We start from the raw sequence: 15,154 nt of genomic DNA on the forward strand, positions 1-15,154 counted from the left end.
GGTGTCATTAGATAGATTGTAATATGGACGAAAAAATCAAAGACCAAGAAGTTCTTTTGGTCAAGGAACAGAAGGACGAGAGCCTCCGAGCTGTTGCCGGAGTAGATGAGAAAGGCGGACTGAAAACCGTTCCGCCTACCGCCGAGCATGAACAGAGTTTCCTGAAGTTCGACAAGCACAGCAATGCCTTGGAGAACTTCCTCTCCAACTTCATGCGGCAGTTCAAGAATCCTACACAGCTGAACTTCTTCAAAGTGCCTTTTGAGAGTGCCGTTGCCAGTGCACGCGTACTCTCGGAGATGCTCAAAGCACCGGATGTACCCTCCAATAAGGAGATGCTGGACTCTGCTCGTATCAATCCTGCGGACTATTCAGGGGAGCAGAAACAGTCCTTTCAAGGCATTGACCCCGATAAGGTGAAGTGGGAGCAGTTCGAGCAGATGGGCGTAAGCCGTGAGAGTCTGGAAAAGGGGAAGCATCTTGAAGACTTGCTTCAATACCGCAAAACTCCACTTATTCCCATCAGTATCAAAATCGGAGAAGTCTCCCTTTACACCGATGCCCGTCTTTCTTTGAAAGCCTCTGGAGACGGCACGTTTATCCCTGTTGTCCACGCCATCCGCAAAGAGCCTCAATTGGAGCGTGAGTTCTTCGGGCATACCTTCACCGACGAGGATAAGAAAGCCCTCAAAGAAACGGGTAATCTCGGTCGTATTGTGGAACTGACTTTCCCCGGCAAAGATGAACCGACCCGCAGTTTCGTGAGTATCGACCGCCTGACGAACGACATCATCGCCCTGAGTGCCGACCGGGTACGCATCCCCGATGAAATCAAGGGTGTGAAGCTGAGCGATGAGCAGAAAAAGGAACTGTCAGAAGGAAGGAGCATCTATGTGGAGGGTATGACCTCCAAAACGGGAAAGCATTTCAATGCCAACCTCCAATTCAATGCCGACAAACGGTCGATTGAATTTCGTTTCGGCTCTCCCAAGCAGGAACAACATCAAAGACAAGCCCCCGAAGGGCAGGGACAGTCAGAGCAGAAAGAATTGCGTGTCCCCAAGAAGATGCTGGGACGAGACATCTCTCCCGAAGAGCAAGCGAAGCTCAAAGCAGGTCAGACGGTCTATATGACCGGGCTTATCGACAAAAAGGGAGAGCCTTTCAATGCCTATGTACGTCCGAACTTCGAGAAGAACAAGTTCGACTTCCTCAAATGGAATCCCGACAAATCCCAAGCCAAAGATGTTACTCCCGACAATGCTTCCCGCACGCAAGTCGCCGTCAATTCCGAAGGCAAGACCAACGAGGCTACCAAGCATGTGAAAGAGCCACTCAAGCAGGGACAGACAGAGCCTACCACGGGGCAGGAACAAAAGCAAGAAGAGAAGAAGCGTTCCAAGGGAATGAAAATGTAATCCGCCACCACTAACATCCAAAAAGTAAGAACAAATGAAAGTCATCATAGCAGAAAAACCGAGCGTAGCCCGTGAAATCGCCCGTGTCGTTCGGGCAACCAACAAGAAGAACGGTTATATCGAAGGAGGCGGCTATGCCGTCACGTGGGCATTGGGACACCTGATAACGGCAGCCATGCCCGAAGCCTACGGCATCAAGGGCTTCCACAAAGAGAACCTGCCGATTTTTCCTCCCGTCTTTACCCTTATTCCCCGTCAAATCAAGGAGAGTAAAGGCTATAAAGAAGACCCTGCGGCAGTCGCCCAACTCAAAGTCATTGAAAAACTCTTCCGGGAATGTGAGGGCATTATCGTTGCCACCGATGCCGGACGGGAAGGTGAACTCATATTCCGCTTTATCTACGAATACTTGGGCATTCCCCGTCCGTTCGACCGTCTGTGGATCAGTTCCTTGACGGACAAAGCCATCAAAGAGGGGCTTGCCCATCTCAAGAGCGGTGCCGAGTACGACAATCTTTATTATGCCGCCCGTGCCCGCAGCGAAGCCGACTGGCTGGGGGGTATCAATGCCACCCAAGCCATATCCATTGCGGCAGGACAAGGCACTTACTCCTTGGGCAGGGTACAGACTCCGACCCTCTGTATGGTCTGCTCCCGTTTCTTGGAGAACAAGAAGTTCGAGCCACAGTCATTCTGGCAACTCAGCCTTACTGTAAAGGAAGGCGATGAGAGTTTCCGTTTCTCCTCTGCCGACCGTTGGTTCGATAAGACGGAAGCCACTGCCCTGTATGAGAAACTCAAACAAGCTTCTTATGCCACTGTAGAGACAGTTGTGCGCAAGGAGACCAAACAGGAACCATCGCTTCTGTATGACTTGACCACCCTTCAGAAAGAAGCGAACAGCCGGTTCGGCTATTCGGCAGAACAGACCCTTTCTTTGGCGCAGAAACTCTACGAAAAGGCATACATCACCTATCCTCGCACGGGTAGCCGATATATTCCCGAAGATGTCTTTGCCGAAATTCCCGCTTTGATAGCCTTTTTGCACGACCATCCCGTCTGGGGCATTCATGCCCGCCGACTGACCGACCTCAATACGCATTCTGTGGACGGCAAGAAAGTGACCGACCACCACGCCCTGCTCATCACGGGCAAGAAGCCGATAGACATGTTCGGAGACGAGGCGGTCATTTACGATATGATAGCCGGACGTATGCTTGAAGCCTTTTCCGCCCGTTGCGTGAAAGATGTCAGTACGGTTACTGCCATTTGTGAAGGTGTGAAGTTCATTCTCAAAGGTGAAATCATCAAGGAAGAGGGTTGGCGTGCCATCCTCAAAAACAACAGGAAGAAAGATAAGGAGCAGTTAGAAGCCGAGGAACGAGAAAGTCGAGAAAATGGGGAAGGCATCATCATCCCCGAATGGGAGGAAGGCGAGCAACTCCCACTCTGTGCCTGTTCCTTGACACAGGGAACGACCAAGCCCAAGCCCCTGCACACGGAAAGTTCGCTGTTGGCAGCTATGGAGACGGCAGGCAAGGAATTGGAGGACGAGGAACTGCGTGCGCAACTCAAGGATTGCGGCATCGGGACGCCTGCTACCCGTGCCGCCATCATCGAAACCCTCTTTGCACGCGAGTACGTGGTACGCCAAAAGAAGTCGCTTGTTCCCACGAAGAAAGGACTTGCCGTCTATTCCATCGTTAGGGAAATGAAAATCGGTAATGCTGAAATGACCGGACAATGGGAAGCGGACTTGGCGAGAATCGAACGGGGAGAGTTGAAAGAGCAAGAGTTTCGCAAGGGCATCGAAAGCTATGCCACACAGATTACCGACGAACTGCTCTCCTCCAAAATCCTCTTCCCCAAGAAACAGAGCGACATCCATTGTCCCAAATGCGGTAAAGGCTCATTGGTTTTCTATCCTCGATGTGCCAAATGCTCCGATCCCGATTGCGGGCTGACGCTTTTTCGCAATGTGGCAGGCAAGAGCCTCACAGACGAACAACTGACGCAATTGGCGGTGAACGGGGAGACAGGTATCATCAAGGGCTTTACCTCCAAAGCAGGTAAGAGCTTCGAAGCTTCGCTCTCTTTGGACGGAGAGTTCAAGACGGTCTTCATCTTCCCCGAGCATAAGAAACCGAGCAAATCCCGAAGGTAACTCCCCGTAATTTGCTAATTTTGCCACTGAATGATGCGGTCATAAACAATCCTGTTGTTTTTACTGCGGATTTTAGTGGTGGCACTCGGCGGGGACGTCGAGTGCCTTTGCATTATACACCCATTAAAATCACAGATATGACAGCCATTCGATTTTCCTATTACGAGCTATCTCTGCTCTCCTTTCTTCGGGAAAGTCATCCCGAAAAAGCCGGTGATATTTCTTTTATCAAAGAGCGTGCGGCAGCTGCTTCCGAAGCCTATGCCGAAGCCTTCGATGCCGGACTTCCCATAACCGAATGTATCGGTATCGCCAACAAGACGCTCTATGCGGGTTTGCACTTTTCCCACCACGATACCATCTCCTCTGTTCTTTGGAACGAGTTCTCTGCTGAAGTGCCGCTTGAAGCGGTCAGGGAGACTGCTATCCGCCTGCGCCCGCTCTTAGAAAGCATCTTCGCCAAGTATCCGATTTCGGACGAGTTCGCCTATATGCCCGAATACAACTCCCTCTATACGGAGATTACGGGTTTTGTCCAACTAAAACTCGAAGAGGATGGCAAGCTATAACAAGAAGGAGCATCTAAGGGCAAACATAGAAGCCATCAAGACGGTCTTTGCCCTGCATCGGGAACAGCGCACGGCGACGCCCGAAGAGCGTACGATATTGGAAGCCTATATGGGCTTCGGGGCTTTGAAGTGTATCCTCTCTCCTGCCAACACGATGGAGGACATCGCCCGATGGAACAAGTCGGAGCTGGAGCTTTTCCCCTTGGTGATGGAGTTGCACAGCATCATTAGAGACAACACCGCTTCCGGATCGCAATACAAGAGTTATATGCAGAGCCTGAAAAACTCCGTGATGACCGCTTTCTATACTCCTGCGCCCATAGTACGGGAGATTGCCGTTGCCTTACAGGAGGCAGGTATCGTCCCCAAGCGAATCCTTGACCCTTCGGCGGGGATGGGCGAGTTCATCCGCTCTTTTGATGCCATTGCAGCCGAAGAGCATACGACCTTCGGTTTTGAGAAAGACATTCTCACGGGGCAGATACTCTCCGCCCTGTATCCCGAAAACAAGATACGCATCCGAGGGTTCGAGGAAATCGAATCCAAGTTCGGAGGTTATTTCGACGTGGTTAGCAGCAACATTCCTTTCGGAGATATGGCTGTCTTCGACCCTGTTTTCAGCAAGACGGACGAACCAGCCCGAAAGGTCGCCCGCATGTCCCTGCACAATTACTTTTTCGTCAAGGGGGTAGATATGCTCCGTGAGGGTGGCGTGCTGGCATTCATCACCTCGCAAGGCGTTATGAATGCGCCAACGAACGAGTCTGTACGGGAGTGGCTGATGAATCATACCCGCCTTGTTTCGGCGATTCGCCTTCCTAATAATCTCTTCTCGGAAAATGCGGGGACAGAAGTGGGCAGTGACCTTATCGTCCTGCAAAAGCAGAGAGGAAAGACAAGTTTGACCGAAGAGGAACTGCGTTTCATCAAGAGTGAGAAACGCCCTAGCGGGGTGCTGTTCAACACTTATCTGCGAAGTATGTCACAGATCGTACATACCGAGTGGAAGCAGGACACCGACCCTTACGGCAAGCCTGCCATTCTGTTCCATCACGAGGGTGGAGCGGAAGGCATCGCCACCGATATGGGTAAAATCCTACGGGCTGATTTAGCCAAACGCTTGGATATGGCGTTGTACCAAAAGCATATCTTCATACAGGAGCAACCCCAAGTTAGCATTGCCGTTCCTCCCGAAATAAAACAGCGAGAAGTGACGCTTACGTCTGCCACTTCGGAAGAAGAGCAATCACACCAAGAGGTGGTGCAACTGAAAAAGGAACAGCCGACAGAGCAACCCCGAAGCAGTGTTGCACCACAGGTACAACTACTCGACCTTTTTGGCAATATCATTCAAGAGGAGAAACCCAAACGAAAAACCTCCTCGATGAAACGTGCTGTGGCTTCCACCCCTTCTCCCACTGTCGAAATAAAGCAACAAGAGACTGCTATGGGACTGTTGGAGACAGGAGAGTTGTGGTGGCAGCAGAACAAGGAGAAAGGGATGCAGCAGCGTCCCTATGAGGGCTTATGGCATGAACACCTCAGAGAGGGTTCTTTGCTTGCCTCGGACTTTCAAGTCGGAATGCTTGTCCGTGATATGGAGGACAATCGAATGTTCCAGCCCATAGACCTCTCTTCCCAAGAACGACAAAAAATGTTACTCTACATAGACCTGCGAGATGCTTACCATACGCTCTATGATTATGAAGCGGAACGCAAGGTGGCGAATGAATCCTTGCGACAGAACCTCAATGAACTGTACGACCGTTTCGTGCGGCAGTACGGGTATCTGAACGATCGCAAGAACCACGAGCAGATCCTGATGGATGCCGGTGGCAGGGAGATCCTTTTCTTGGAACGAAAGGTGGATAAAGAAACGCTCAAAGCCGACATTTTCCATCAACCCGTTTCTTTCAGCCTGCACGAGGTAACAGAGGTGAGCAATGCCCAAGAAGCACTTTCGGCTTCACTCAATAAATTCGGAGCGGTGGACACCGGATATATGCTCTCTTTGCTTCCCGAAAGTTCCGAAGAGGAGATGCTCTCCGACTTGCACGGCAAAATTTATTACAATCCCTTGGAGGGAGAGTATGAAATCGCCGAAAAGTTCATATCGGGCAATGTGGTTGCCGCATCGGAACGTATCGAACAATATCTCTTGGAGCATCCGGAGGACACAAGGGCGCAAGTCTCCTTGCAGGCCCTGAAAGATGCCATCCCCGAACCTATTCCTTTCGTGGACTTGGATTTCAACTTCGGGGAGCGATGGATTCCCGTAAACCTTTACTCTGATTATGCCTCGCACCTCTTCGATACCGAGGTGACGATACGCTACAATTCAAGTGCGGACGAATACTCCGTGGATGCACGGGGCCACAATGCCAACATCTGGGACAGATTCTGTGTGCGGGGACAGCATCGTCGCTACGATGGTATTGCCTTGATGAAGCATGCCCTGCTGAATACAACGCCGGACATCACCAAGAAAATCATGGTCGGAGACAAAGAGGTCAAGGTACGAGATACCGAAGCCATACAGATGGCAAACGCTAAAATCGATGAGATACGAAACGGCTTTACTGATTGGTTGAACGAGCAGAGCGATGAGTTCAAGAAGCGATTGGAGAAACTATATAATGATACTTTCAATTGTTTTGTTCGTCCTCAGTACAATGGATCCCATCAGACATTCCCCGACCTCAACCTGAAAGGCTTGGGTATCGAAAGCCTGTACGACAGTCAGAAGGATGCCGTGTGGATGTTGAAGCTTAACGGAGGGGGTATCTGTGACCATCAAGTAGGGGCAGGGAAAACGCTTATCATGTGTACTGCAGCCTATGAGATGAAACGGCTCGGCTTGGCAAAAAAGCCGATGATACTCGCTCTCAAGGCTAACGTGCAGGAGATAGCACAGACTTTCCAAACGGCTTACCCGAATGCCAAGCTGCTTTATCCGGGCAAGAACGACTTCACCCCCGACAAACGGCAAAGGATTTTCCACGATATCAAGAATAACAACTGGGATTGCATTGTCCTCACACACGACCAATTCGGTATGATACCGCAATCGGACGAGATACAGCAGAAAATCCTTCAGGATGAGTTGGACAGCGTGGAAGAGAACTTGGAAGTTCTGCGTCAGCAGGGGCGCAGTATCTCTCGTGCCATGGAAAAGGGGCTTGTCAAGCGACAGATGAACTTACGGGCAAAGCTGGATGAAATCAAGTTCAAGATAGAGAACCGAAAGGACGACGTGGTAGATTTCAAGACCATGGGTATAGACCATCTTTTCGTGGACGAGTCGCATACGTTCAAGAACCTGATGTTCAATACTCGCCACGACAGAGTGGCAGGGCTTGGGAACAGTGAGGGAAGTCAGCGTGCCTTGAATATGCTCTTTGCCATACGAACGATACAAGAACGGACGGGGAAAGACTTGGGAGCCACCTTCCTTTCGGGTACGACCATATCGAACTCACTTACGGAGTTGTACCTGCTTTTCAAATACCTGCGTCCCCAAGCCCTCGAAGCACAGAATATCAAAACCTTTGACGCATGGGCTGCCATCTTCGCCAAGAAATCTGTGGACTATGAGTTCTCTGTTACCAATGAAATCGTGCAGAAGGAGCGTTTCCGCTATTTTATCAAAGTGCCGGAGTTGGCGGCGTTCTACGCTCAAATCACCGATTATCGAACGGCAAAGGACATCGGCATAGACCGCCCCGAAAAGAATGAGATTATGCACAACATACCACCTACACCCGAACAGGAGAAGTTCATTGCCAAGTTGGTGGAATTTGCCAAGACAGGTAATGCGGAATTATTGGGACGAGAGAAACTCTCCGATAGAGAGGAGAAAGCCAAGATGCTTATCGCAACGGACATGGCTCGAAAGATGAGCTTAGATTTGAGACTTATTGATCCTAACAAGTACGGAGATCATGTGGACAACAAAGCCTCCCACTGTGCTGCCAAGATTGCGGAGTATTACCACAAGTTTGAGGAACAGAAAGGAACGCAATTTGTATTCAGTGATCTAGGCACCTACAAGCCGGGCGAATGGAATCCCTATTCCGAAATCAAGCGCAAGTTGGTGGAAGATCACGGCATACCCGCTCAGGAGATACGCTTCATTCAGGAAGCCAAGACTGACAAGGCAAGAAAGACGCTCATCGCAGGCATGAATGAAGGTTCAATCCGGGTGCTTTTCGGTTCCACTTCAATGCTCGGCACGGGTGTAAACGCTCAGAAGCGTGCTGTCGCTATCCATCATTTGGACACACCATGGCGTCCTTCTGACTTAGAGCAGAGGGATGGACGAGCCGTGCGTAAGGGAAACGAGGTAGCCAAACTCTATGCAGACAATAAGGTGGATGTTATCATCTATGCGGTGGAAAAGTCGCTTGATAGTTACAAATTCAATCTGTTACACAATAAGCAGCTTTTCATCGAACAGCTGAAAAACAACCGTATGGGTAGTCGTACCATAGACGAGGGCAGTATGGACGAGAAGTCGGGAATGAATTTTTCCGAGTATGTAGCCATTCTTTCAGGAAATACCGACTTGTTGGAAAAGGCGAAATTGGAAAAGAAAATAGCCGGTTTGGAGAGTGAGCGACAGGCCTTCATCCGCAGTAAATCATCCTCCCGAAGTCGTTTGGAGGAGGTTATGCGAGCAGTGGATAGCAATGGGGAACTGATTGGTCGTTTCAGAAGCGATTGGGATTTATACCAAAGCCGAGTGCAGAAAGATAACGAGGGCAACATACTCAACCCGATAACACTCAAAGGAGTAGAGGGTAAAGACCCGAAATGCATTGCAACTAAACTGACAGAAATCAATGAAAAAGCTCGTACTCAGGGGGAATACTTTACTATTGGAAGCCTCTACGGATTTAATCTCGTGGTCAAGACAGAATCCTCTTCCAAAGATCTGTTTGACCTTTCACAGAACAAATTCTTCGTGATGGGAGAAAGCGGAATGAAGTACAGTTACAACAACGGCAAGATTGCGACAGACCCACAACTAGCCTGTATGAATTTCCTGAATGCCTTGGAGAAGATACCCGGCTTGATTGAGAAATATCAGGCAGACACGGAGAAGATTGCCAAGGATATTCCTGTTTTGCTGGAGGTGGTAAACGGTTCATGGAAGAAGGAAGAGCAGCTCAAAGAGCTCAAAACGGAACTTGCCGCACTTGACCGAAAAATACAGCTTTCCCTAAAGCCGATTGAAGAGGGAGAAAGCCAACAGGAGGGAACGGAGATGATGCAAGATGAAGCAGGAGAGACGAAGGAAATGGAACGCTCATGTTCGATTGAGCCGTCCGTCATTGCTCCCTCTGTCGATACTTCTGTGGCTCAATCCAACAGACCATTAGAAAGCAACGGGCAGAGTATCTCTGCTACACAGTCCGCAATGGACGGACTACCGCCGTCTCTGGCAAGAAAAGTGTTTATTGTCAGACCTAAACTATAAAATGATTTTTCTCTAATTAATACCTCAAACAGTAGCCCCCGCCTTGTCATCACGACAAAACGGGGGCTTAACGACTGTGCACAATCAATTTACTCACTCTAAAGTCACATAGGTTTTTTCTTTGTTCTTTTTCGTTTTAGGTTTTCGGTAAAGTGGGCTTTCATGAAAGAGAGAATTTCCGATTCCAAGTACCAAGTTTTATGGTAGATAATGTGGAAAGGAAGTGTCCCGGAAGCACGGTAACGTTGCAGAGTACGCTTGCTGATTTGAAGCATCATACATACCTCTTGGTTATCCAACAACGGTTCTCCATCTATCATCGGACGTTGGGGAATGTCGGGAGTCGTCTGTTTCAACTCATCGAAACGCTTCATGATGCGTTCCATCCAGTCAAGAAAGGTCTCTCTATCCAATAGTTCCATCCTTTATCTTCCTACTTTTAAGTTTGAAGTTATGCCGTAGTTCTTCCATGTTCTTCGGATTACAGTAGAGACTTCTGTTGCGTATCGCCTCCTCGATGTCATGTAGGTCGTAGTAGCAACGCCCATAGATTATCTTGTAGCCGATTCGGTCTGCACTGCGCATACGCTGGAGGGTACGTTTACTGATACCGAGTATCTCGGCTAACTCATCATTGGAGATAAGGCGGTTTTCATACTCCGTCTTTGCCTTTTTCTCCTGCTCCACATACCGAAGAATCTTTTCTATCTTACCTATCAGTTCCTGAAAGGCTCTGCTTTCTAGTGTAATGACATCCATAACTATTTGACTTGATTATGGCACAAAGTTCGGGAGGGACAATAGGATGAATTGTATGGTAAATATGTACTGAATAAAGATTTTTCGCCTCAGTTTCAAATATTCTTCGACAAAGGCATCCATATCGAAGCCACAAGTACGCAGTAAAGGAGATGCTGGTTTTGAATGCTTACTCCGTAAGTACATTTGCACAAAGTGTAACATTAGAATGGACAGAGATATGGAAGTAATAACAATCGAGAAGAAAACGTATGAAGCCATGATGGAGCGTTTCCGCATTCTGACAGCCAAAGTCGATGCCCTGTGTCGGGAATGCGACGAGAAGCGTATGGGTAGGTGGCTGGACAACCAGGATGTCTGCCAAATCCTGAACATCAGTTTGCGTACCCTGCAAACCTATCGTAGCAACCGAATGTTGCCCTATACGCAAATAGGGTATAAGATGTTCTATAAACCGGAGGATGTCGGAAAACTGCTCGAACGATCCTCTGCTTTATAACCAATAAATAACATCACCACTAAATCCAACGTAAATATGAACAATAACGTAAAGACAAAGAACGACAAAGAGATTGCGTACTTTTTCAACGCCGGTGACCGCATGATAAAAGGCATAGATGCTCTGCGGAAAAAGAACAGACCTCTGCTTAACGGTCATCGCTACCTGACGGATGATGAGTTGTCCCGTCTATTGCATATCAATCGACGCACGTTGCAAGACTATCGCAACATGGGAAGGATTTCCTTTATCAAGTTAGGCGGAAAGGTACTCTACCGAGAAGAGGATGTGGAAAAGCTGTTGCAAGAGAATTATCGCCCTCGGTTTGAGAAGCCTTGACAGAAAAACAGGCAGCAAGAAGCATTTTTCTTACTGCCTGTTCTCATATTCAGTTGTACCATCCTCCTTTGCCATAACACACAAGTAGTGGAGAACTTGTTCTCTTCTTTTCGGTCACTCTTCCGATTATCCATTTACGGAAGCTCTTGGCTTCTGGAGAGGCAAATCGAAACGATAGCATCGTTATCATTTCAAGATTGTATAAATCTACAGCACCGTCCTTAAACATTAACCTTCGCATCACCTCATCTTCCCTGAGTAAGCCCTCTTTGAAGATAGACTTGATGTGGTTGCTTACCTTACCGGAGAATACGCCGAACAAATCGGCTATTTCACAAGCCGACATCCAAACAGGGCTTGTCGGAATATGTACCTTTCCGCTTTTTCCAATGGTTATGATTTCTCTTTTCATCGTTTGTCCTCCTCGTATTATATCGTGATCTCATTGAACTGTTCTACCTTACTCAGTTTATCGGAGAGTGCCGCCATGTCCCGACTCTCCTTTTCGTGGGTGATTTTAGCGTAAATCTGCGTGGTGCGGATATTCGTGTGTCCGAGCATCTTGGAAAGGGTTTCGATAGGAACGCCGTTGGTCAGGCAGATTTCCGTTGCCATGGTATGGCGACTGGTATGCCACGTAATCTCTTTTTCGATACCGCAGAGTCCGATGATTTTCTTGATGTTCTTGCAAGCGGTTATATACGTCGGAACGGGCAGAAGCAAATTATCATTCGCCATACCATCGTATTTCTCGATAATCTGCTTAGGAATATCTAAGAGCATGATGTTGGACTCCACCCCTGTCTTTTGTCGCTTGGTCATAATCCAGAGTTTCCCGTCAAAGGAGGTTTGAAGATTATCCTTGGTCAGGTTCTTCATATCGGTAAAGGACAAACCTGTAAAGCAACAAAAGATGTATAAATCCCGAACCAGCTCCATCGACTTGCGGCGGAATCTCAAATCCAACAGCCTGCGAATCTCTTCTTTCGTCAGATAATCTCTATCGGTACTCTCGGCAGATATGCTGTAATCGACAAAAGGGTCACGGACTATCCATCCGTGGTTCTGGGCAATGGCAATCATACGGCGCAGGGGCATCATGTAAATCCATACCGTATTGTTACAGCATTGCTTTTCGGTGCGCAGGAAGATGTCAAAGTCCGTAATGAAAGGCGGAGTGAGTTCTTTCAAAGCAATATCGCTGACATGGTAACGCATCTTGATGAACTCCTCCAAATGCTTGTAGACCGTACAGTATTTTTCGTAGGTAGATTTGCTTCGCAAACCGGCATTGAGCAGTTTGGCGAAGTCCTCATTGTGCTGCGCGAAGACTTTCAGCAAGGTTTCATGCCGCATTTCCAAACCCAAGAAAGCGTTCTTTACTTTCTCGGCAGTTACATAGTTATCCCGCTCGGCTATCTCCTTGTATTTGGTATTAATACCGACACGTATCTTGTCCAAGAAACGGTTCGTTTCCAATGCCACCGTACTTTTGCCCGAAGCGCGATTGCTCTTGATGTCCCACAAGTCGGGATGAATATCGCATTTGCAACTGAACTGGGCTATCGTACCGTCAATGGTGATACGACACATGACGGGAACGGAACCATTCTTCTTGGGAGCGTTCTTTTTAAGGTAGAACAGAACCTTAAACGTACTACGCATAACTCTGACTTTTATGGTTTACAAAACTATTTATTGTCAGGTTATTTGTTGCTACGCAAAACATTGTCTTTCAATGGTAAAGAAGCAGTCCGCAATTTATTTGCCTGTTTCCTTTCATCGAAGTACCTTTGCAGGAGGTAATCCCCGAAGTTCAGGTCGGATATTGCGCTGTTCGTTACCGCTTTTCCCAGCCCTCACTTGCAAAGGAGGCGGTAATGTTTTGGTAACGCTGCTCTGTCCGAAGTAGGCATAAGCCTGTCTTTTCAAGGTTTTCTGCCAAATGGCTTAAAAATCAGAACTAACTGACTCACAATTCATTTGCGCTATTTTGCCTTTTCTTGAACCTTGAGGATAGATTTTTGATCAAAATATATAAGATTAAGGGAGCCAATACTCTCTGAAGAAAAGGTTAAAATGATAAATATACTAGCTCGTCTATGTCCAAGATTAGTAAACTTGACTCAACGTTAATCACAAACGTTCGTTTCCCTTTACTTCTCCTAGTTATTTTGTCCCACTGTGTTATCATTAGGACGACTACACCTGCGTCTTTTGCCCTAAACGGAGAGAATATCTTCCACATGACCGAGCTCATCAGCCGTAGCCTAGGAGCCGTGGCAGTTGGTGGGTTTGCGATAATATCAGGTTATCTCTTTTTCCTTTTTCCGCCCAAACGCTATCTGGATCTACTCAAAGTAAAAGCCCAGAGTCTATTGCTCCCCTATATTCTGTGGGTTCTAATTAGTATTTTGGCTGTATGGGCCAAGAACCAAATTGCTCTGCAAATAGGTTTTGCTCCCGGCATATCCGATGTGGAGATTAGCACCCTCAATCGCCTTTCCATACTTGAGCTAATGATACTCCCTTTCAATGGCCCTCTTTGGTACATCAGAGAGTTAATTTATTTGGTCGTTTTAAGCCCAATCATAGGCTTGCTACTTCGCTACACCAAAGTAGCTTTCCCTATTGTCATGGGGGTAATCTATCTATTAGGAGTACAGATAGGTGTCTCAAATAGTATTAGTTTTTACTTTGTCGTAGGTGCTTGGTTGGGTTACACAGGGCGTAGCCTTGCTGGTAGCTTGCAGATACCGACCTATCTCTCGCTCATCAATCTCATGGCATATCTATATATAGTTTTATTCTTGGGCGATTATCCTTGGTACTCTACTATCTATGGTATTAGCAGTATGGTACTTGTCGTAAGCATCTTCACCCTAGTCCAGAAGCTGACGGCTAATGAAGCCTTTAGCCATGCTATGGCGTCTTTGGCTCCCTCTGTGTTCTTTGTGTATGCCTCACATACGGTTATTTTCATCAACCTATTCAGAGGCTTTGGGTATGCCTCTCCTCTGGGTGCTTCTCCTTGGGGGCATATATTGATTCAGTGGCTAACTGCAATACTCACGACTATAAGTGCCTACTTGCTCTATCGAGTTAGCTCAAGGTTCTTCCCAAGAGTCACTGCGCTCCTCTGTGGCGGTCGAGCCTAGGACTAGGTTATCTCTTGAGTCTTCGAAAGCGAATCGAAACAAATATCGTCCCTATTGGCGAGTCCATTCTTAGGGCTAGTGGGGGCTGTGGCAAAATTCATTTTTGCTGTAGCTCCTTCCCTTATCCGAAGATACCTCAACCTACATCTTAAAATCTGCTATTCATCTTCTCTTGAACACCCCCTCTATTACTTCTAGAGCAAACTTATCTCTATATAGAGTAAGCTTAGCTCTATGTAGGGCAAGTCGTCCTCTATATAGAGCAAAGCTAGCTCTAGAGATCTCGTTGAGGTTGTACCAAAGTTTGCTCGTGTATAGCCTCCTCTGCTTTGGGTAGATTGTGTGGTGCGCAGGGACCCAAGGTTGGGAATTGAGGGCAGTGGGTGTGGTATTGTGGCTATTTGAGAGGGCTGCACACCAGCAGTCAGACGCCAAAGAAGTAGCTTTGTCTGGTTAATTGGGCTAAAAAGGCTATCGGGCTCAAAGAAAAATGACCCAAACTAGAGGGCTTGCCCCTCCCTTATGTGGGACTTATCTCCAATATGTTTGTGCACTCTCTAATAGATTGTTAGACCTCTGAGAATAGAGGATGGGAAGATATGGGATAAATAATACACAAAAGAAATGTATAATTAAAAAACACATAAATATATATCCATTTAATACTATTTGAGACTATTGCGCAATGCGCCGCTCAAAGTTTCTTGTATCTTTCTCGGTGTTTTTTGCGTGTTTGAGCGGCTTTGGGAGCCTTGAATACTATCCCCCT

At 47.6% G+C, this 15,154-nt stretch carries 11 protein-coding genes; 7 read left to right on the forward strand and 4 right to left on the reverse strand.

The window, feature by feature from the left end:
- Positions 1-23 precede the first annotated feature (23 nt).
- The 4 genes from HQ41_RS08030 (at position 24) to HQ41_RS08045 (ending at position 9,630) form a co-directional block, all read left to right on the forward strand.
- Positions 24-1,418, forward strand: coding sequence for a DUF3945 domain-containing protein (locus HQ41_RS08030; RefSeq protein ID WP_044190225.1), 1,395 nt, complete (start codon positions 24-26; stop codon positions 1,416-1,418).
- 34 nt (positions 1,419-1,452) lie between these two features.
- Complete coding sequence (locus HQ41_RS08035; RefSeq protein ID WP_044190226.1) at positions 1,453-3,582, forward strand: type IA DNA topoisomerase; 2,130 nt, start codon at positions 1,453-1,455, stop codon at positions 3,580-3,582.
- A 137-nt stretch (positions 3,583-3,719) separates the two neighbouring features.
- Positions 3,720-4,151, forward strand: coding sequence for a DUF1896 family protein (locus HQ41_RS08040; RefSeq protein ID WP_013815807.1), 432 nt, complete (start codon positions 3,720-3,722; stop codon positions 4,149-4,151).
- Positions 4,138-9,630 (forward strand): helicase-related protein, encoded by a 5,493-nt coding sequence (locus HQ41_RS08045; protein ID WP_044190227.1) that lies wholly within the window; start codon positions 4,138-4,140, stop codon positions 9,628-9,630. The genes HQ41_RS08040 and HQ41_RS08045 overlap by 14 nt, the downstream gene beginning before the upstream one ends.
- A gap of 104 nt (positions 9,631-9,734) precedes the next feature.
- Here the strand turns inward: HQ41_RS08045 and HQ41_RS08050 are convergent, their stop codons facing one another.
- Both HQ41_RS08050 and HQ41_RS08055 read right to left on the reverse strand, forming a co-directional pair.
- Positions 9,735-10,052, reverse strand: coding sequence for a helix-turn-helix domain-containing protein (locus tag HQ41_RS08050; RefSeq protein ID WP_013815805.1), 318 nt, complete (start codon positions 10,050-10,052; stop codon positions 9,735-9,737).
- A complete protein-coding gene (locus HQ41_RS08055; protein WP_004584306.1) occupies positions 10,036-10,389 on the reverse strand; it encodes a helix-turn-helix domain-containing protein in 354 nt (117 codons plus the stop codon). The genes HQ41_RS08050 and HQ41_RS08055 overlap by 17 nt, the downstream gene beginning before the upstream one ends.
- Positions 10,390-10,609: 220 nt before the next feature.
- Here HQ41_RS08055 and HQ41_RS08060 point away from each other — a divergent pair, with 220 nt between their 5' ends.
- Entirely contained in the window at positions 10,610-10,888 is a 279-nt protein-coding gene (locus tag HQ41_RS08060; RefSeq protein ID WP_036850079.1) for a helix-turn-helix domain-containing protein, read from the forward strand.
- Between the two features lie 36 nt (positions 10,889-10,924).
- Positions 10,925-11,227, forward strand: a complete 303-nt coding sequence (locus HQ41_RS08065; protein ID WP_036850022.1) for a helix-turn-helix domain-containing protein — start codon at positions 10,925-10,927, stop codon at positions 11,225-11,227.
- Between the two features lie 49 nt (positions 11,228-11,276).
- On the opposite strand, the gene HQ41_RS08070 is transcribed toward HQ41_RS08065, so the two are convergent.
- Both HQ41_RS08070 and HQ41_RS08075 read right to left on the reverse strand, forming a co-directional pair.
- A complete protein-coding gene (locus HQ41_RS08070; protein ID WP_044190236.1) occupies positions 11,277-11,639 on the reverse strand; it encodes a hypothetical protein in 363 nt (120 codons plus the stop codon).
- Between the two features lie 17 nt (positions 11,640-11,656).
- A complete protein-coding gene (locus tag HQ41_RS08075) occupies positions 11,657-12,892 on the reverse strand; it encodes a site-specific integrase (RefSeq protein WP_044190238.1) in 1,236 nt (411 codons plus the stop codon).
- Between the two features lie 437 nt (positions 12,893-13,329).
- Here HQ41_RS08075 and HQ41_RS08080 point away from each other — a divergent pair, with 437 nt between their 5' ends.
- Positions 13,330-14,385: an acyltransferase family protein gene (locus HQ41_RS08080; protein ID WP_152567372.1), complete on the forward strand. Its 1,056-nt coding sequence runs from the start codon at positions 13,330-13,332 to the stop codon at positions 14,383-14,385.
- Positions 14,386-15,154: the final 769 nt, after the last annotated feature.

Origin of the sequence: Porphyromonas sp. COT-290 OH860 (assembly GCF_000768935.1) — a bacterium.
Lineage (GTDB): Bacteria > Bacteroidota > Bacteroidia > Bacteroidales > Porphyromonadaceae > Porphyromonas.